This is a genomic window from Acidovorax sp. AC410, from assembly GCF_979253235.1.
The window spans coordinates 2,755,546-2,773,974 of sequence record NZ_CEEDCG010000001.1 but is presented as its reverse complement, the minus strand read 5'-3'; the positions used below and the strand labels follow the sequence as shown (position 1 = coordinate 2,773,974).

General features: G+C 66.2%; 14 protein-coding genes and 2 pseudogenes. 9 read left to right on the top strand and 7 right to left on the bottom strand.

The features are described from left to right. Positions 1-59: 59 nt before the first annotated feature. From AC0IZS_RS12935 to AC0IZS_RS12920, 4 genes are all read left to right on the top strand, one after another. Positions 60-1,097 (top strand): DctP family TRAP transporter solute-binding subunit, encoded by a 1,038-nt coding sequence (locus tag AC0IZS_RS12935; protein ID WP_436176740.1) that lies wholly within the window; start codon positions 60-62, stop codon positions 1,095-1,097. Positions 1,098-1,344: 247 nt separating this feature from the next. Further along, the gene (locus AC0IZS_RS12930) at positions 1,345-2,640 is read left to right on the top strand and encodes an efflux RND transporter periplasmic adaptor subunit (RefSeq protein ID WP_471635982.1); all 1,296 of its coding nucleotides are present in this window, start codon (positions 1,345-1,347) and stop codon (positions 2,638-2,640) included. 60 nt (positions 2,641-2,700) lie between these two features. Then, positions 2,701-5,871, top strand: coding sequence for an efflux RND transporter permease subunit (locus AC0IZS_RS12925; protein WP_436176738.1), 3,171 nt, complete (start codon positions 2,701-2,703; stop codon positions 5,869-5,871). A gap of 44 nt (positions 5,872-5,915) precedes the next feature. Next, the gene (locus AC0IZS_RS12920; protein ID WP_471639514.1) at positions 5,916-7,403 is read left to right on the top strand and encodes a TolC family protein; all 1,488 of its coding nucleotides are present in this window, start codon (positions 5,916-5,918) and stop codon (positions 7,401-7,403) included. 99 nt (positions 7,404-7,502) lie between these two features. Here the strand turns inward: AC0IZS_RS12920 and AC0IZS_RS12915 are convergent. The 4 genes and pseudogenes from AC0IZS_RS12915 to AC0IZS_RS12900 form a co-directional block, all read right to left on the bottom strand. Beyond that, positions 7,503-8,618: pseudogene (locus tag AC0IZS_RS12915) on the bottom strand (PIN domain-containing protein); the annotation flags it as partial. Positions 8,619-8,675: 57 nt separating this feature from the next. After that, positions 8,676-8,981 (bottom strand): annotated as a pseudogene (locus AC0IZS_RS12910) (nucleotide pyrophosphohydrolase); the annotation flags it as partial. Between the two features lie 82 nt (positions 8,982-9,063). Then, complete coding sequence (locus tag AC0IZS_RS12905; RefSeq protein ID WP_471635981.1) at positions 9,064-9,996, bottom strand: 2-hydroxyacid dehydrogenase; 933 nt, start codon at positions 9,994-9,996, stop codon at positions 9,064-9,066. 53 nt (positions 9,997-10,049) lie between these two features. Further along, positions 10,050-11,891, bottom strand: a complete 1,842-nt coding sequence (locus AC0IZS_RS12900; RefSeq protein ID WP_471635980.1) for an ABCB family ABC transporter ATP-binding protein/permease — start codon at positions 11,889-11,891, stop codon at positions 10,050-10,052. 127 nt (positions 11,892-12,018) lie between these two features. Here AC0IZS_RS12900 and AC0IZS_RS12895 point away from each other — a divergent pair, with 127 nt between their 5' ends. Continuing rightward, entirely contained in the window at positions 12,019-12,444 is a 426-nt protein-coding gene (locus AC0IZS_RS12895) for an acyl-CoA thioesterase (RefSeq protein ID WP_471635979.1), read from the top strand. A 72-nt stretch (positions 12,445-12,516) separates the two neighbouring features. On the opposite strand, the gene AC0IZS_RS12890 is transcribed toward AC0IZS_RS12895, so the two are convergent. From AC0IZS_RS12890 to AC0IZS_RS12880, 3 genes are all read right to left on the bottom strand, one after another. Continuing rightward, the gene (locus tag AC0IZS_RS12890; protein WP_471635978.1) at positions 12,517-13,101 is read right to left on the bottom strand and encodes a bactofilin family protein; all 585 of its coding nucleotides are present in this window, start codon (positions 13,099-13,101) and stop codon (positions 12,517-12,519) included. Between the two features lie 157 nt (positions 13,102-13,258). Beyond that, positions 13,259-13,744: a thioesterase family protein gene (locus tag AC0IZS_RS12885; protein ID WP_471635977.1), complete on the bottom strand. Its 486-nt coding sequence runs from the start codon at positions 13,742-13,744 to the stop codon at positions 13,259-13,261. 83 nt (positions 13,745-13,827) lie between these two features. Further along, positions 13,828-14,625 (bottom strand): crotonase/enoyl-CoA hydratase family protein, encoded by a 798-nt coding sequence (locus AC0IZS_RS12880; protein ID WP_471635976.1) that lies wholly within the window; start codon positions 14,623-14,625, stop codon positions 13,828-13,830. A gap of 173 nt (positions 14,626-14,798) precedes the next feature. On the opposite strand from AC0IZS_RS12880, the gene AC0IZS_RS12875 reads away from it, so the two are divergent. From AC0IZS_RS12875 to AC0IZS_RS12860, 4 genes are read left to right on the top strand one after another with little or no spacing between them, the layout of a single operon-like run. Beyond that, positions 14,799-15,674, top strand: coding sequence for a branched-chain amino acid ABC transporter permease (locus AC0IZS_RS12875; protein WP_471635975.1), 876 nt, complete (start codon positions 14,799-14,801; stop codon positions 15,672-15,674). Between the two features lie 4 nt (positions 15,675-15,678). After that, complete coding sequence (locus AC0IZS_RS12870) at positions 15,679-16,755, top strand: branched-chain amino acid ABC transporter permease (protein WP_471635974.1); 1,077 nt, start codon at positions 15,679-15,681, stop codon at positions 16,753-16,755. A gap of 17 nt (positions 16,756-16,772) precedes the next feature. Next, on the top strand, positions 16,773-17,612 hold the full coding sequence (locus AC0IZS_RS12865; protein ID WP_471635973.1) for an ABC transporter ATP-binding protein: 840 nt from the start codon (positions 16,773-16,775) through the stop codon (positions 17,610-17,612). Next, positions 17,609-18,427 (top strand): ABC transporter ATP-binding protein, encoded by an 819-nt coding sequence (locus AC0IZS_RS12860; RefSeq protein WP_471635972.1) that lies wholly within the window; start codon positions 17,609-17,611, stop codon positions 18,425-18,427. The genes AC0IZS_RS12865 and AC0IZS_RS12860 overlap by 4 nt, the downstream gene beginning before the upstream one ends. The last annotated feature ends 2 nt before the right edge of the window (positions 18,428-18,429 follow it).

Below are 18,429 nucleotides of genomic sequence, written 5' to 3'. Positions count from 1 at the left end.
GTAAACCCCGAGACCGATTTGCCTTCCACCCTACAAAATTGACCCAGGAGACTGACCCCATGAAACTGCGCACCTTTCTGACTTCCGCCGTGGCTGCCGCTGCCGCGCTGGCCTTCACCGCCCCGGCTGCCATCGCGCAGACCGCCTACAAGAGCGAGTACCGCATGTCGCTGGTGCTGGGCACCGCCTTCCCCTGGGGCAAGGGCGGCGAGCTGTGGGCCAACAAGGTGCGCGAGCGCACGCAGGGCCGCATCAACATCAAGCTGTACCCCGGCGTATCCCTGATCCAGGGCGACCAGACGCGCGAATTCTCGGCGCTGCGCCAGGGCGTGATCGACATGGCCGTAGGCTCGACCATCAACTGGTCGCCCCAGGTCAAGCAGCTGAACCTGTTCTCGCTGCCCTTCCTGATGCCCGACTACGCGGCCGTGGACGCACTCACCCAGGGCGAAGTCGGCAAGAGCATCTTCAGCACGCTGGACAAGGCCGGCGTGGTGCCCCTGGCCTGGGGCGAGAACGGCTACCGCGAGATCTCCAACTCCAAGAAGGCCATCAAGACCCCCGAGGATCTCAAGGGCCTGAAGATCCGCGTCGTGGGCTCGCCCCTGTTCCTCGATACCTTCACCGCGCTGGGCGCCAACCCCACGCAGATGAGCTGGGCCGACGCCCAGCCCGCCATGGCCAGCGGCGCCGTGGACGGACAGGAGAACCCCATTGCCGTGTACATGGCGGCCAAGCTGCACACCGTGGCGCAAAAGCACGTGACCATGTGGGGCTACATCAACGACCCGCTGATCTTCGTGGTGAACAAGGACATCTGGAATTCCTGGACCCCTGCCGACCGTGAAATCGTCAAGCAGGCTGCCATCGACGCCGGCAAGGAAGAGATCGCCATCGCCCGCAAGGGCATGGTCGAGGCCGACAAACCCCTGCTCAAGGACATCGCCGCCAATGGCGTGACCGTGACCCAGCTCTCTCCCGCCGAGCGCGAGGCCTTCGTGAAGGCCACGCGCCCCGTGTTCGAGAAGTGGAAGGGCCAGATCGGTGCCGACCTCGTGACCCAGGCCGAGAAGGCGATTGCCGCGCGCAAGCAATAAACGCATAAGCACATACCGGCAGCCGATAACGGCCGCCCGCACCATCCGAGGCGCTCCCTGTGACAGGGGAGCGCCTTTTTCGTGGACGGCCACCGGCTGGCCCGATGCTTGCGAGCGCTGCATGCAGCTGTGGGGGAAATGCGTGCCCAGCCAAAAAAAGCCCATCAACGGGCTCCGGCTTTGCCAACTTTATCGTGCGTACACATATGGCCCCCACAATGCCTTCAACTCTGACTCACCGTCTCCCATGCCGTTCCTTCTGAATGCTGGCCGCCCGGCTGCCACGGGCTCGCTGACGCTGGCCTCCTCCCCTGCCCGCCCCGCCCTTCCCATGTCCCGGCTGAACCCGGCCTGGGTGCGAACCTGCATGGCGGCCCTGTGCATCAGCGGCCTGGTGGCCTGCTCCGGCAAGGACCAGCCGGCCCAGGCCGGCGCGGGCAAGCCCGCCGGCGAGCCGGCGGTGGGCGTGGTAGTGCTGGCCCCCGAGAGCCAGACGCTGAGCACGGAGCTGCCGGGCCGCACGGCGGCGTTCCAGAACGCCGACATCCGCCCGCAGATCAACGGCATCATCCAGAAGCGGCTGTTCACCGAGGGCGCGCTCGTCAAGGCCGGCCAGCCGCTGTACCAGGTGGACCCGGCCACCTACGAAGCCGCCCAGGCCAGCGCCCAGGCGGCCCTGGCCAAGGCGCAGGCCACGGCGCGCACGGCCCAGGTCAACGCCAAGCGCAATGCGGAGCTGGTCGAGATCGACGCCATCAGCCGCCAGGTCTTCGACGAAAGCCAGGCCGCGGTGCAGCAGACGCAGGCCGACGTGGGCGTGGCGCAGGCCGCGCTGGACGCGGCGCGCATCAACATGCGCTACACCCGCCTGCTGGCGCCCATCTCCGGGCGCATCGGGCTGTCGTCCGTGACGGCGGGCGCCCTGGTCACGGCGAACCAGGCCAATGCCCTGGCCACCATCCAGCAGCTCGACCCGATCCAGGTGGACATTACGCAGTCCAGCGCGGACCTGCTGCAGTTGCGCAGACAGTGGCAAGAGGGCAAGTTTACGCGCGTGGATTCCAACCAGGCCAAGGTAAAGCTCATTCTGGAAGACGGGTCCACCTACGAAAAGGAAGGCACCTTGCAGTTCACCGGCACCGCCGTGAACCCGACCTCGGGTGCGATCACCCTGCGGGCGACCTTCCCCAACCCCGATCACTTCCTGATGCCCGGCATGTACGTGCGCTCCCAGCTGGCCACCAGCGTCGCACCGCAAGCGCTGCTGCTGCCCCAGGAGGCCGTGATCCGCAATCCTGCCGGCGAGCCCAGCGTGCAGGTGGTGGGAGAGGACAACAAGCTCACCAAGCGCCCGGTGGAACTCGGTCAGGCCGTGGGCAACCGCTGGCTCGTGATCTCGGGCGTCAAGGCCGGGGATAAAGTGATGGTGGACGGCTTCCAGAAAGCCCGCGTGGGCCAGACGGTCAAGCCCACGGTGGTCAAGCCACGCGACAAGGCCGCGCCCGCGGCGGCCACGGCCTCTTCGGCCGCAGCCAGTTCCTGAGGCGCGCTGCGCGCACCGCCCCCACCCGACCGACCTGCGACCCCACCCCCACGCTGATCCATGGCCCAGTTCTTCATCAACCGCCCGGTCTTCGCCTGGGTGCTGTCCATCGTCATCATGCTGGCGGGGGCGATGTCCATCTTCACGCTGCCGCTGGAGCAGTACCCTGACATCGCGCCACCGCGCGTGACCATCAACACCACCTACACCGGTGCCTCGGCCGGCACGGTCGACAACTCGGTGACCCAGGTGATCGAGCAGCAGCTCAAGGGCATCGACAGCCTGCTGTACATGGGTTCAACCAGCGACTCCGCCGGCCGCTCGCGCACCACCCTGACCTTCGCCCCCGGTGCCAACATCGACGTGGCCCAGGTGCAGGTGCAGAACAAGCTGCAGGCGGCCATGAACCGGCTGCCTGAGGCCGTCAAGAGCCGCGGCGTGTTCGTGAACAAGGGCGGCCAGGACTTCCTGGTGACCTACGTGTTCACCTCGCCCGACCCCACCGTGACCCAGGTGGCCATTGGCGACTACATCTCCAGCAACGTGGTGGACGTGATCGCCCGCCTGGACGGCGTGGGCGACGTGACCGTGTTCGGCACCTCCTATGCCATGCGCATCTGGATCGACCCGGCGAAAATGGAGAAGTTCGCGCTGATGCCGTCGGACCTGATCACCGCGCTCAATGCCCAGAACGCCCAGGTCTCGGCCGGCCAGCTCGGCCAGCAGCCCGCACCGGCGGGGCAGATGCTCAACGCCACGATCACTGCACGCACCAAGCTGCAGACAGTGCCCGAATTCGAGGGCATCGTGCTCAAGTCCGGCACCGACGGCTCGGTGGTCACCATGGCCGACGTCGCCCGGGTGGCGCTGGAGGCGGACAACCTCACCGTGAAGTCGCGCCTGAACGGGCAACCGGGCGCCGGTATCGGCATCGTGCTGGCCGACGGCGCCAACGCCATGGACGTGGCCGACGCCGTGGCGCGCAAGATGAAGGAACTCGAACCCTTCTTCCCGGACGGCATCAACGGCGTGGTCAGCTCGGACTCCACCCCCTTCGTGCGTGCCTCCATCGAGGAAGTGGTCAAGACGCTTGCCGAGGCCATGCTGCTGGTGGTGATCGTGATGTTCATCTTCCTGCAGAACTTCCGCGCCACGATGATCCCGGCGATTGCCGTGCCCGTGGTGCTGCTGGGCACCTTCGGCGTGCTCTCGGCGCTGGGCTACTCGATCAACATGCTGACCATGTTCGCCATGGTGCTGGCCATCGGCCTGCTGGTGGACGATGCCATCGTGGTGGTGGAGAACGTGGAGCGCGTGATGAGCGAGGAGGGCCTGTCGCCCAAGGAGGCCACGCGCAAGTCGATGAAGGAGATCACGCCCGCGCTGGTGGGCATCGGCCTCACGCTGTCGGCCGTGTTCATCCCCATGGCCTTCTTCACGGGCTCCACCGGGGTTATCTACCGCCAGTTCTCCATCACCATCGTCTCGGCCATGGCGCTGTCGGTGTTCGTGGCGCTGACGCTGACGCCGGCGCTGTGCGCCACCCTGCTCAAGCCCATCGAGAAGGGTCACCATGCAGCGCACGACGGCCCGCCACGGCGCGGCCTGCTGGGCCTGAGCGACCGCTTCTTCGCCTGGTTCAACCGCACGTTCGACAGCACGGCCAACCGCTACCAGCGCGTCGTGGGCGGCCTGCTCAAGCGCAGCCTGCGCATGGTCGTGATCTACCTGGCGATCCTGGTGGGCGTGGGGCTGCTGTTCAAGGTACTGCCCACCTCCTTCCTGCCCAATGAGGACCAGGGTTTCGTGACGGCCTCGATCACCTTGCCCTCTGGCGCCACCGACGAGCGCCTGGGTGTGGTGCTCGATGAAATCAAGGACTACTTTCTGGCCAAGCCCGAAGTGCTGCGTGTGAATTCGATTGCCGGCAACAACGGCAACCAGAACTCCGGCAACATGTTCATCCGGCTCAAGCCCTGGGCGGAACGCCCGCTGCGCAGCCAGTCGGCGGAGGTCATCGCCAGCCAGGCCACCAAGGACCTCGCCAAGATCCGCGACGCACGCATCTTCGTCTCGCTGCCGCCGGCCGTGCGTGGCCTGGGGTCGAGCGCGGGCATCAACTTCATGATCAAGGACCTCAACGGACTGGGGCAGGATGCTCTCGTCGCCGCCAAGGACCAGTTGATCGAACTGACCCGCCAGAACCCGATCCTCACCAATGTGCGGACCACCAATTTCGACAACACCTCGGAGCTCAAGGTCACCATCGATGACCGCAAGGCCGCGGCCCAGGGGTTGACCACGGCGGACATCAACGGCGTGCTCTCCAGCGCCATGGGCGGCACCTATGTGAACGACTTCGTGCACCAGGGCCGCGTCAAGCGCGTGTACGTGCAGGGCGATGCGCCCTACCGCATGCTGCCGCAGGACATCGGCCACTGGAGCGTGCGCAACCGCAATGGCGAAATGGTGCCCTTCTCGACCTTTGCCAGCACCTCGTGGACCAACGGCCCACCGCAGCTCATGCGCTACAACGGCAGCCCCGCCCTGGAACTGCAGGCCGAAACCGCGCCAGGCGCCAGCTCGGGCGACGCCATGGTGGCCATCGAGGAAATCATGAAGAAGCTGCCGCCCGGCATCGGCATGGAGTGGACGGGCGCATCGCTGCAGGAGCGCCGCTCAGGCTCGCAAGCGCCGCTGCTCTACGCCGTCTCCATCCTCTTCGTGTTCCTGTGCCTGGCGGCCCTGTACGAAAGCTGGAGTGTGCCGTTCTCGGTGATGCTGGCCGTGCCGCTGGGCGTGATCGGGGCCCTGCTGGCCACCTACACGCGCGGCATGACCAACGACGTGTACTTCCAGGTGGGGCTGCTCACCACCGTGGGGCTGGCCTCGAAGAACGCCATCCTGATCGTCGAATTTGCGGTGCAATTGCAAACCCAGGGCAAGAACCTGTATGACGCCACGGTGGAAGCCGTGCGCATGCGCCTGCGCCCCATCCTCATGACCTCGCTGGCCTTCGGCTTCGGCGTGCTGCCCCTGGCCATCGGAACGGGTGCCGGCGCGGGCGGCCGCCAGGCCATCGGCACCGGCGTGCTCGGCGGCATGGTCGCCTCCACCGTCCTGGGGCTGTTCTTCGTGCCTGTGTTCTTCCTGCTGGTGCGCTCGTGGTTCGCCTCGCGCAAGCCCACCCCACCCCACCTGCCAGCCGAGGTGAAGGAGGTGCAGGCATGAGCATGCACTCCACCCTCGCGGCCCGACCCGCTGTTTCCTCCGGCATGCACAGAGCCCTGTTGACACCGCTGTGCGCCCTGCTACTCCTGGCCGGCTGCACCAACCTGGCCCCCAGCTACGACCGCCCCGCGGCCCCGGTTCCCGCCGCCCTGGACAACGCCGCCACGGTCGCGGATGCCAGCGCGCCCACCTATGCCCCGCTCGGCTGGGATGCCGTAGTGCAGTCCGGCCAGTTGCGCGACGTCATCACCCTGGCGCTGCAGAACAACCGCGACCTGCGCTCCGCAGCCCTGGCCATCGAGCGCGCCCAGGCACAGTACGGCGTGAGCCGCGCCGACCGCCTGCCCGGCGTGGGCGGCACGGCCCAGGGCAACCGCAGCCGCACCGCCGCCGACCTGACCACGGCCGGCCGCTCGCAGATCGGCGAGCAGTACAGCGCACAGTTGGGCATCACCAGCTACGAGCTCGACTTCTTCGGCCGCGTGCGCAACCTCAACGAGGCCGCCCTGCAGGAGGTGCTGCGCGTCACCGACAGCCAGCGCAGCGTGCAGCTGAGCCTGGTGGCCGAGGTCACCAGCGCCTGGCTCAACCTTGCCGCCGACCAGGCGCGCCTGGAACTGGCCAAGGAAACCCTGCGCTCGCGCGAGGCGTCGTATTCCCTGACTGAGCGCACGCACCGCCTGGGGGGCACCTCGGGCCTGGTGCTGGCGCAGAACCAGACCACGGTGGACAGCGCGCGCGCCGACGTCGCCGCCTTCACCAGCCAGGTGGCGCGCGACCGCAATGCGCTGCAGTTGCTGGTGGGTTCGCCCGTTCCGGCCACCCTGCTGCCCGCGGTACAACCCGCGCCCGCTGTGCCGACAGCCGCCAAGGTGCCCGACGAACGGCGCAGCGAGCGCGTCACACAGGCGGCCGCACCGGTGCCCATGCTGCGCGAAAGCGCCCTGCAACTGCTGGCCGTGCCCGCGCAGATTCCCTCGAGTGTGCTGCTGTCGCGCCCCGACGTGATGGCCGCCGAGCGCAGCCTGCATGCCAGCTACGCCAACATCGGCGCCGCGCGTGCGGCTTTCTTCCCCAGCATCTCGCTCACGGCCAGCGTGGGCACGGCGAGCACGGAGCTCTCGGGCCTGTTCGGCAGTGGCAACCTGCTGTGGAGCTTCGTGCCGCAGATCCGGCTGCCGATCTTCGACGGCGGCCGCAACCAGGCCAACCTGGACGTCGCCCAGGCCAACCAGCGCATCGCCCTCACGCAGTACGAGAAGGTCATCCAGACCGCCTTCCGCGAAGCGGCCGATGCCCTGGCCGAGCGCGCCACCCTGACGGACCGCATCACCGCGCAGACCTCGCTGCTGGCCGCGACGGAGCGCGTCTACGCCCTGTCCGAAGCCCGCTTCAAGGCCGGCGCCGACAACTACCTCACGGTACTCGACGCGCAGCGCTCGCTGTACGCGGCGCAGCAGACCCTGCTGAGCCTGCAGTTGGCCGAGCAGACCAACCGCATCACCTTGTACAAGGTGCTCGGCGGGGGCTGAGCAAAAAGCACTTTGTTTGGTTCCTGGCAGGTGCACTGAAACGCGCGATGGCGCCATCGGACAGCTGTGCAGGTTCCCTCGCCGCGCGAAAGCCGGCGCTCAGATGCGTGCAGGCTTCTTCGCTCGTGCAGAGGTATAGGTGATTCTTTTCCCATCCGACGAGAGCGTCAGGGCGTTGCGAGCCTCCAGCAAGGCGCAGACTTGAAGCGCCATGGATTTTGGGTTCGTAGCTTTGGAGGCGTGAGTCTCGATGAATTTGAGCAAACCTGCCCGACGCGCTGGCTTGTTGCCGGGCATTTTTCCTAAAGAGATCAGCACGTGCTGTGCGATCCCTGCTGCCGTGGCCGCGACAACCATTTTTTTGCCTGCGGGCTCCTTCCTTCCACTTTGCGCAGAGTCTTTGCTGTCCATACTTGGCACAGGCGGAGGCTTTTTGGTAGCCGTCATGGGCTGCACGCTCTTCGACGCCGCTACCGGATTTTTCACAGTACCTTGCGGCGAAAGAGTGGCCGAGCCAATATAAAGATTTTGATCCTCCAACACGGCTGGCGCTTCTGGTCTCAGTTGGGCAGGGTGCAGCAGGTCATCGGGTGCTGTTCTCTGCCCCAGCCTTCGCCCCCAAACAAGCTGACAAGCGCGTTGCGCCAACCCAGCCTTGTCGCGCACAGGCTCCCGAATCAGCCCTTCCACGAAAGTCTGCCATTCTTCTGATCGCACCGGTCTGCTCACAAACTCGCGCATGCGCAACTGCACAATCGCACGCCACGCAATCTGCGCAGCAGACGGCTCGGCATCAGGCAGCAGCGCCAAAGGTACCGACGGCGGCTTGGACTTGAGTGCCGCCGCCTTGACAGACTTGGGTTTTGCAGGAAGTACCGGGGGCGGCGCGGGCGCCCTGCGAAACTCGCGCCGGATTGCCTCAAACCCAAGCTCGCGTGCATGCGCCAGCATCGGGTCATAGCCTCCATCGTTCGACACCACGACGAACCGCCCCTGCGGTTGACGTGCCGACACATAGCCGATGTAGTAGCTCAGCTGAAAATCCAAAGCGTTCTTGCCTGCGCCGGTCCGAGGTACCAATGTCACTTTGCCAGCGCCAAAAGTAAGCTGGTGGCTGGATGAGTCCACTTTCTGCTGAGGGCTGTGGAAAAGCCAGACATCAGAGCCTTCCGGCACGAGAAGGCGCAGCTCCGTACCTTTCGGCTGAACATTTTCCCAATCAACGAAAACATGGGTCTTTGGGCCAGGCTCTGGCTTTTCGGGGTGTTTTGCCGGGTACCTTTGCGCGTTTTTGAGCAACTTCCGCTCCACGGCCTGCTCCACATCCACGCCGGTTCGGTCAGCCAGTTGCACCAAGTACAGCAGCACATCGGCGACCTCATCGCCCACCCGCTCCATGTCTGCAGCATCCCGGGTAAGTGTGTGGGACTGCTCGGTGGTGAGCCACTGGAACAACTCCAGCAACTCCGCAGCTTCCACCATCAAGGCCATGGCCAGATTCTTGGGCGTATGAAACTGCTTCCAATCACGCGCGGCGGCGAAATCGCGCAAGCGCGATTGCAAATCCTTGAAATCCATCGCTCCCTCCCAAACTGCCGCAGTTATAGCTGCTCGGGTCTGTTGTGCAAGCTCAGAAGTTCCATCTAGCGCATCGACCGCCTTACACAGGAGAAACCGGCGCCTCGCCCGCGAGGTGGCGGCGCGCATTCTCGACGAAGCGGTCCACTGAGGCCTGCACCGCCTCGGGTGACCAGCCGCCCACATGCGGGGTGAGCACCACCCTGTCCAGGTCCAGCAGTTCGGCCGGTGGCGCGGGTTCGCTCTCGTACACATCCAGGCCCGCACCCGCCAGGCGCCCTTCGCGCAGCGCGCTGGCCAGCGCGGCGGTGTCGATCACGCTGCCGCGCGCAATGTTGACCACATAGCCGCGCGGCCCCAGCGCGTCGAGCACCTGGGCATTGACCAGGTGATGCGTGCCCGGGCCGCCGGGCGTGGCCACCACCAGGAAGTCGGCCCACTCGGCCAGCGAGGCCACATCGCCGAAGTAGCGGTAGGGCACGTCCGTGCGCTCGCTGCGGTTGTGGTAGCCGACCTGCAGATCGAAACCGAGCGCGCGCTGGGCGATCTTCTTGCCGATGGTGCCCAGGCCGATGATGCCCAGGCGCTTGTGCGAGACGTTGGGAGGCAGGGGCAGCGCCGTGCGCCACACGCCCTGGCGGGTGGCGGTATCCAGCTTGGGGATGCCGCGCACGGCCGCGATCAGCAAACCGAAGGCATGGTCGGCCACGCAGTCGTCATTGGTACCGGCGCCATTGGCCACCTCGATGCCACGTGCCTTGGCATGCGCCACGGCGATGTTCTCGTAGCCAGCGCCCAGCGCGCAGATCAGCGTGAGGGCTGGCAGCGCATCGATCTGCGCGGGCGTGATGCCGATGGAGCCGATGGTGAGCACCACGCGCACGCGGCTGCCGTGCTCGGCGATGGCGGCCTGGTGCTGCGGGGCTTCGGGCACATACACCAGATCGAAGGTTTCCGACAATTGGGCGCAGTGTTCTTCCGACAGGAACGACAGGGCAAGCAGGACAGGTTTCATGGCTGTGGAATCAATGGGAAATCAAAAGCGGTTCCGATGGATGGAGGCAAGCTTCATGCCGCTCCATCGCTCTGCTGCAGCGCCCACATGCTGGCGTAGCGGCCGCGCTGGGCCAGCAACTCGGCGTGGGTACCGCGCTCGATGATGCGGCCGGCGTCCATGACCAGGATCTCGTGCGCATCGACCACCGTCGACAGGCGGTGCGCGATCAGCAGCGTGGTCTTGTTCTGTGCCGCACTCTGCAGCTCGGCCTGGATGGCGCGCTCGTTGGCCGAGTCCAGCGCCGAGGTGGCCTCGTCGAAGATCAGGATCGGCGGGTTCTTGAGCAGTGTGCGGGCAATCGCCACGCGCTGCTTTTCACCGCCCGAGAGCTTGAGCCCGCGCTCGCCCACCATGGCCCCGTAGCCGGCAGGCGTGCCGGCGATGAAGTCGTGGATGCGCGCCGAGCGGGCGGCGGCCTCCACCTCGGCCTGGCTGGCGCCCGGGCGGCCGTAGGCGATGTTGTAGGCGATGGTGTCGTTGAAGAGCACCGTGTCCTGCGGCACGATGCCGATCGCCTGGCGCACGCTGGCCTGGGTGACCGAGCGGATCTCCTGCCCGGCGATGGTGATGCGGCCCTGCTGGATGTCGTAGAACCGGTACAGCAGCCGCGCCAGCGTGGACTTGCCGGAGCCCGATGGGCCGACCACGGCCACCGTCTTGCCGGCGGGGATCTCGAAGCTCACGCCTTGCAGGATGGGTCGGCCGCTGGCAATGCCCTCGCCGGTGCGCGTGTCGTAGGCGAAATGCACATTCTCGAAACGCACCGTGGCCTGGGTGAGGCCCGTGAGCGGCTGGGCACCAGGGGCATCGGCCACCTCGCGCTCCTTGTCCATCAGCACGAACATCTTGTCCAGGTCGGTGAGGCTCTGCTTGATCTCGCGGTAGATCACGCCCAGGAAATTGAGCGGTATGTACAGCTGGATCATGAAGGCATTGACCATGACCAGGTCGCCGAGCGTCATGCGGCCATCGACTACTCCCTGCGTGGCGCGCCAGAGCATGGCCACCAGACCGATGGCGATGATGAGCTGCTGGCCCGCATTGAGCATGGACAGCGTGGTCTGGCTCTTGAGGCGCGCGCGGCGCAGCCGCTCCAGGCTCTCGTCGTAGCGCCGGGCCTCGAAGCCTTCGTTGTTGAAGTACTTGACGGTTTCGTAGTTGAGCAGCGAGTCCACCGCCTTGGTGTGCGCGGCCGAGTCGAACTCGTTGGCCTCGCGCCGGAACTGGGTGCGCCACTCGGTCACCAGCACCGTGAACAGGATGTAGACGCCCAGGGCCGCCAGCGTGATCCAGGCGAACCAGGCGTCGAACTTCACGGCCAGCACGGTGAGCACCAGCACCACCTCGACCAGCGTGGCGACCACGTTGAACAAGGTGAAGGAGATCAGCGACTCGATGCCGCGCACGCCACGCTCGATGTCGCGCGTCATGCCCCCGGTCTGCCGCTCCAGGTGAAAGCGCAGGCTCAAGGCGTGCAGGTGCTCGAAGGTTTGCAGCGCAATGGAGCGCGCGGCGCCCTGCGTGGCCTTGGCAAACACCAGTTCGCGCAGCTCGCTGAAGATCGAGGTGGACAGGCGCAGCGCGCCGTAGGCCAGCAGCAGGCCCACCGGCACCACGAGCAGGGTGGCCGGCTCGCCCAGCTTCAGATCCATGGCATCGACCAGGGTCTTGAGCAACAAGGGCACGCCCACATTGGCCATCTTCGCGCCCACCATGAAGACGATGGCCGCGACCACGCGCCATTTGTACTGCCACAGGTAGGGCAGCAGGCGGCCGATGGTGGCCCAGTCGGAGGGCGCGGCAGTGGTGGAAACCGGTGCCTGGGTGGGGTGGGGTTCGCCGGCAGGGCGCATGGGGGACAATTCCGGTTGTTGTTTTTACCGACCCGGCTGGCGCCTGGGTGGTTTTTCCGGGGCCCGCCCTGGAGTCCACCCATGGTGTCCCCCAGCATCCGTGCCAGCCCCAACCGAGATTGTGCCCATGTCCGAGAATTTCAGCCCACCCGCCGCCCAATTGCCCACAGACAAGGAGCTGGTGCTCAAGGTGATCCCCATGCCGGCGGACACCAATGGCAATGGCGACATCTTCGGCGGCTGGGTGATGGCGCAGGTCGACCTGGCCGGTTCCGTGCTGCCGGCGCGCTACATGCAGGGCCGCATGGCCACCGTGGCGGTCAATGAATTCATCTTCAAGCAGCCCGTGCGCGTGGGCGACATCCTGTCGTTCTTCTCGTCGATCACGCGCGTGGGCAACACCTCGGTCACCGTGCAGGTGGAGGTGTATGCGGAACGCTTTGCCGACCAGGGGCGCTACGTCAAGGTAACGGAAGCGCGCCTGACCTATGTGGCCATCGACGACGACGGCCGCCCGCGCCCAGTGCCGCGCCCCAAGAAGGAAGGCGCATAGCCCGGATCACCGGATCCGCTGGCTGGAAGGAAAACCGGGACCTGCCTGGCCCCGGTCACGGCCTGCAGACGTTCAGGCCGCCACCGCCATCGCCGTGGGCTCGGCACGCGCAGGTTGTGCCGCGCTGCGCAATGCCGACGAGGCACTGCCCGTGCCGATGCCGGACTCGATCTCGCCAGCCAGCTGGCCGCCCTCTTCCACCACCAGCTTGCCGTAGCGGATCTTGCCGTTGACCTTGCCGGTGCTGTAGATCACGAGCTTCTGGCGCACCGTGAGCGTGCCGTTGAACTCGCCATGGATTTCGGCGATGTCGATCTCGGCCGAACCGCGGAAGGCGCCATGCTCGGAGATCTGGATCACGCGCGAGTCCATGGTGGCCTCGACCGTTCCCTCGACCACGAGCGTGTCGCAATCGGTGATCTCCACGCCCTTGAGCTTGATGTTGGGGCCTACCGTGAGCTTGCTGCCGGTGGAATCCGAGGCCGAAGACGGCTTGGCCAGTGCCGGGCTGGCGGGGGCCGATGCCGCCGCAGCGCTGGTGGCGGCTGCAGGGGAGTTGGCCACCGAACTGTTCAGGCCGGTGGAGTTGGAAGGACTGTGGCGGGGCTGAAACGATTCGGGTTCACGCTTGCCAAAGAAGGGGTTTTGCACGGCCATCGGTACTCCTTGAAAAGAGGCTCCATCGTAGGAGTGGGCCTACGCGATGGATGCGCGCTTTGCGCAAGAACGGTAACCAAACGGTTCACCCGTAGCATGCACTTGCAAGGCTTGCGGGATCACACATGCGCCTGTTACATCCTTGCCCGCAAGATGCTCAGGAGACGATGTAGGCCGCAGCCCCTGCCGACATGATTTCGCCGTTGGGCCCCTTGAACTCCATGCGCGTGGTGGCCACGCGCGAGCCCAGGCGCAGCACTTCGGCGTGCAGCGTGAAGTGGCTGCCGATGCCCGGGCGCAGGTAGTCGATGCGCAGGTCGATGGTGCCGAGCTTGGCAAAGCGGTGCAGGCGCTGATCGGGCGCCTCGTCCATGTGGCGCGCGCCGATCGCCGCCATCACGGCCAGGCCGCCCATGGCATCGAGCCCGGCGCTGATCACGCCGCCATGAACGCGGTTGTACGCGTAGTGGCCCACCAGCTCGGGCTTCATCTCGATGCGCCCTTCCACCCGGTCAGGGTGCAGGCCAGTGATCTTCAGGCCCAGCACCTGGTTGAAGACGATCTTTTCCTCGAAGATGGATTTCAGGCCGGCCACGAATTCTGGCTCGAATTCCTGCGGCAGTGCGGTGCTGGTCTTGCTCATGGTGTTCCTGTGCGGTGTCTGCGTGCGCTCTTCAATGGATAGCAGGCCATGCCATCCAAGTAAGCATTTCAGGTCATTTTCAATCAAAACTTTCCGTGCCGCCCCTGGCCCGCGGCAAAGCGCGCCGCGCCCCGCAGCGCATCGGCCAGGCAGGCCCTGCCGCCCTGCCATTCCTGTAACAACGCATCGGCCAGCGGCAGCCCCTCCTGCGCGATCGCGCTCGCACGGTCCGCCCGAATCGTGGCCTGCGGGAAGGCGGCTATCTCGCGCGCCAGCGCCAGGGCGGCCACCAACGCCTGCCCGGGTGGTACGACGCGGTTGCACAGGCCCATGCGCAGCGCCTCGGCCGCCTCGACCTTGCGGCCCGTAAGGATCAGGTCGAGCGCCTGCGACAGCCCGATCAGGCGCGGCAGGCGCACCGTGCCGCCGTCGATCAACGGCACGCCGAAGCGGCGACAGTAGACGCCGAAATAGGCGTCCTCTTCCATCACGCGCAGGTCGCACCACAGCGCCAGTTCCATGCCGCCGGCCACGGCGGCACCGCTGATGGCGGCCACCACGGGCTTGGACAACTGCAGCCGGCTCGGACCCATGGGGCCCGGCGGATCCCGGGTATCGACCGCATAGTCGAGCCCCTCGGCCAGCGCTTCGGGCGAGGCGCCCTCGGCCTGCAGCCGGGCACCTGCCTGCAGGTCCCAGCCGGCGCAGAAATGCCCGCCCGCGCCATGGAACACGGCCACGTCGGCGCCATCGTCGCGTTCGAAATCCAGAAAAGCCGCATGCAACGCCTGGGCGGTGGCGGCGTCCACCGCGTTGCGCACGCCGGGGCGGTGCAATGTCACCAGCGTGACACGGCCTTGCTTCTCTACCTCTATGGCCATCGGTTACTCCTCGCGCCGCATAGGACGCAACCCTTATTGCGCGCACGTTGGCAAAGGGACAACATGCGCCTTGATCCTCCATCAGGGTTAGCCCCGAGTGCGATACAGGCCGCGCACAGGCACCATTATTTATGCAAAGCAAATGCTTTGTATAAATATTCTGGAGAGCCAGTGTGCAATTCGTGCAACTGTTGATCAGCGGCGTCGCCCAGGGGTGCATCTACGGCCTGATCGCGCTCGGCTTCGTGCTCATCTACAAGGCCACGGAAACCGTGAGCTTCGCCCAGGGCGAGCTCATGATGCTGGGCGCCTTCTGCGGCCTGGCATTGATGACGGTGCTCGGCTTTCCCTTCTGGGTGGCGGTGCTGGCCAGCATTGCGGCCATGGGCCTGTTCGGCACGGTGCTCGAACGTGCCGTCATCCGCCCCATCCTGGGCCAGCCCGCGTTCTCCATCGTCATGCTCACCATCGGCATCGGCTATGTGCTGCGTGGCCTGGTGACCATGATCCCCACCATCGGCACCGAAACACACACCCTGCCCGTGCCCTACAAGGACCTGTCGTTCCGCCTGGGTACCCTAGTGGTCAACGCCGAGCAACTGGCCGTGATCGGCGCCACCGGCGTGCTGTGCGTGCTGCTGTTCGCGCTGTTCCGCTACAGCAAGCTCGGCATCGCCATGCAGGCCTCGTCGCAGAACCAGCTGGCGGCCTACTACATGGGCATCCCCGTGCAGCGCCTCAACGGCCTGGCCTGGGGGCTGGCGGCCGCTGTCGCGGCCGTGGCCGGGCTGCTGCTGGCGCCCATCACCTTCGTACACGCCAACATGGGGCTGATCGGGCTCAAGGCCTTCCCGGCCGCCGTGGTGGGCGGCTTCGGCAGCCTGCCGGGCGCCATCGTCGGCGGACTGGTGATCGGCATCGTCGAATCGTTCTCGGGCTTTTACCTGCCCGACGGCTTCAAGGACACCGCCGCCTACATCGTGGTGCTCATCATGCTGATGGTGCGGCCCAACGGACTGTTTGGCGAAAAGCTGAGAAAGAAAGTCTGACCCCATGCGCTTTCTCTTCAAGACTTCCTACGAGCAGGACCTGCGCCTGGCCAAGCATGGCGGGCATGTGTTCTGGTACGGGATGCTGGGGCTGGCCCTGGTGGTGGCGCCCTGGGTGGCGCCCGAGTACTGGCTGGCGCAGCTGACCTTCGTGCTGATCTACGCCATCGTCGGCCTGGGGCTGATGCTGCTGGCCGGCTTCACGGGGCTGTTCTCGCTCGGGCATGCGGCCTTCCTCGGCGTGGGGGCGTACACGCAGGCGGTGCTCACGGGCATGGGCTGGCCGTTCGCGCTGTCGCTGGCCTGCGCGGCCGGGCTATCGGCCGCAGTGGGCGTGGTGGTGGGCCTGCCAGCGCTGCGCGTGAAGGGCATCTACCTGGGCATGGCCACGCTGTCGTTCGGCTTCATCGTCGAGGAGGTGTTCGCGCGCTGGGAGTCGGTCACGGGCGGCAACTCGGGCAAGCACCTGGTGCCACCCGAGATCTGGGGCTTCAAGTTCGAGTCCACCGAGTCCTTTTACTTCCTGTGCCTGGTGATCGCCGTGGTCAGCACCCTGGCCATCCTGAACCTGCTGCGCTCGCCCACGGGCCGGGCCTTCGTGGCCATCCGCGATTCGGAGATTTCGGCGCAGAGCATGGGCATTCACCTGGCGCGCTACAAGACGCTGTCGTTCTCGCTGTCGGCCGCGCTGGCAGGCATCGGCGGGGCGCTGTATGCACACAAGCTGCAGTTCATCTCGCCCGACCAGTTCAACATTCTGCAGTCCATTGACCTGCTGCTGATGATCGTGATCGGCGGGCTGGGCTCGGTGCATGGGGCCTTCCTCGGGGCCATCTTCCTGATCTCCATGCCGCAGCTGATCTCGCTGGGCAAGGACTGGCTGCCCGCCAGCATCGGCCAGGCACCGGGCCTGCAGGCCGTGGTCTACGGGGCCGTGCTGATTCTCTTCGTGCTGTTCGAGCCCATGGGCCTGTATGGCCGCTGGCTCAAGGTGCGCACCTGGCTGCAGATGTTTCCGTTCTACCGCAAGGGCCTGTTCAAGCGGCAGAAGTCCTTCCAGAAGTCCGATAGGCTGAAATGACCGGCGCCGTTTCCACCATGACCGACGACATCCTGCTCAGCGCGCAGAACCTCAGCGTGCGCTTTGGCGGCGTGCTGGCCGTGAACAACGTGGGCTTCGAGGTGCGCCGCGGCGAGGTGTTCACCCTGATCGGGCCCAATGGCGCGGGCAAGACCACGGTGTTCAACCTCATCAGCCGCATCTACACGCCCACCACCGGCACCATCCACTACGCGGGGCCGGCGGGCATGCTGCCGCTGACCGAGCAGCCGCCGCACAAGGTGGCGGGCCTGGGCATTGCACGCACCTTCCAGAACATCGAGCTGTTCGAGCACGCCAGCGTGCTGCACAACCTGCTGATCGGGCGCCATACGCGCCGCGAGACCGGCCTGTGGGCCGACATGCTGTTCACCCGCCGCGTGCGCGATGCCGAGGTGCGCGCGCGCGAGAAGGCCGAGGAGATCATCGACTTCCTGGACCTGCAGCACTACCGCGACACCCTGGTGGCCGGCCTGCCCTACGGTGTGCGCAAGGTGGTGGAGCTGGCCCGGGCGCTGTGTACCGAGCCGCGTCTGCTGCTGCTGGACGAGCCCTCCTCGGGCCTGAACGTGGAGGAGACGGATGACATGGCCTTCTGGATCCAGGACATCCAGCACGAACTGGGCATCACCGTGCTGATGGTGGAGCACGACATGTCGCTGGTGTCCAAGGTCTCCGACCGCGTGCTGGCCATGAACCAGGGCGAGGTGGTGGCCATGGGCACGCCGCGCGAGGTGCAGGCGCACCCCGGCGTGATCGAGGCCTACCTGGGCACCATCGACGATGTGAGCAACCTGCGCCGCCCGGCGGGCAGCGCACCGGCAAGGATGGCACGATGACCGTCATTCCATTTCCCGGACCATCCGGCGCCAGCACCGCAGAGGGAACGCCGCTGCTGCGCCTGCAGAACGTGGAGAGCGCGTACGGCCCCATAAAAGCCATCCGCGGCGTGAGCCTGCAGGTGCAGCGCGGCGAGATCGCGGCCGTTCTGGGCAGCAACGGCGCAGGCAAGACGACCATCCTCAAGACCATCTCGGGCATCATCGACCCGCGCCGGGGGTCCATCGAATTCCAGGGCGCCCACATCACGGCCAACGATCCGGCTGCCATTGTGCGCCGGGGGCTGGTGCATGTGCCCGAGGGACGCGAGGTATTCGCCCTGCTGTCAGTGCGCGACAACCTGCTCATGGGCGCCTACACGCGCAGCGATGCCGACGCGGTGGCACGTGACCTGGAGCTGGTGTACGCCTATTTCCCCATCCTCAAGGAGCGCGCCACGCAGGACGCGGGGCTGCTCTCGGGTGGCCAGCAGCAGATGCTGGCGATCTCGCGTGCGCTCATGGCCGCCCCCGAGCTCATCTTGCTTGACGAGCCGAGCCTGGGCCTGTCGCCCAAGCTCACCAAGGAGATCTTCGAGATCGTGGTGCGCATCAACCGCGAGCGCGGCACCACCATCCTGCTGGTGGAGCAGAACGCCAACATGGCGCTCAATGCCTCCGACTACGGCTACGTGCTGGAGAACGGCCGCATCGTGATGGAAGACAGCTGCGATCGCCTGCGCGAGAAGGACGACATCAAGGAGTTCTACCTGGGCATGAAGGACGCCGGCGTGCGCGGCGAGCGGCGCTGGAAAAAGAAGAAGAACTGGAGGTAACC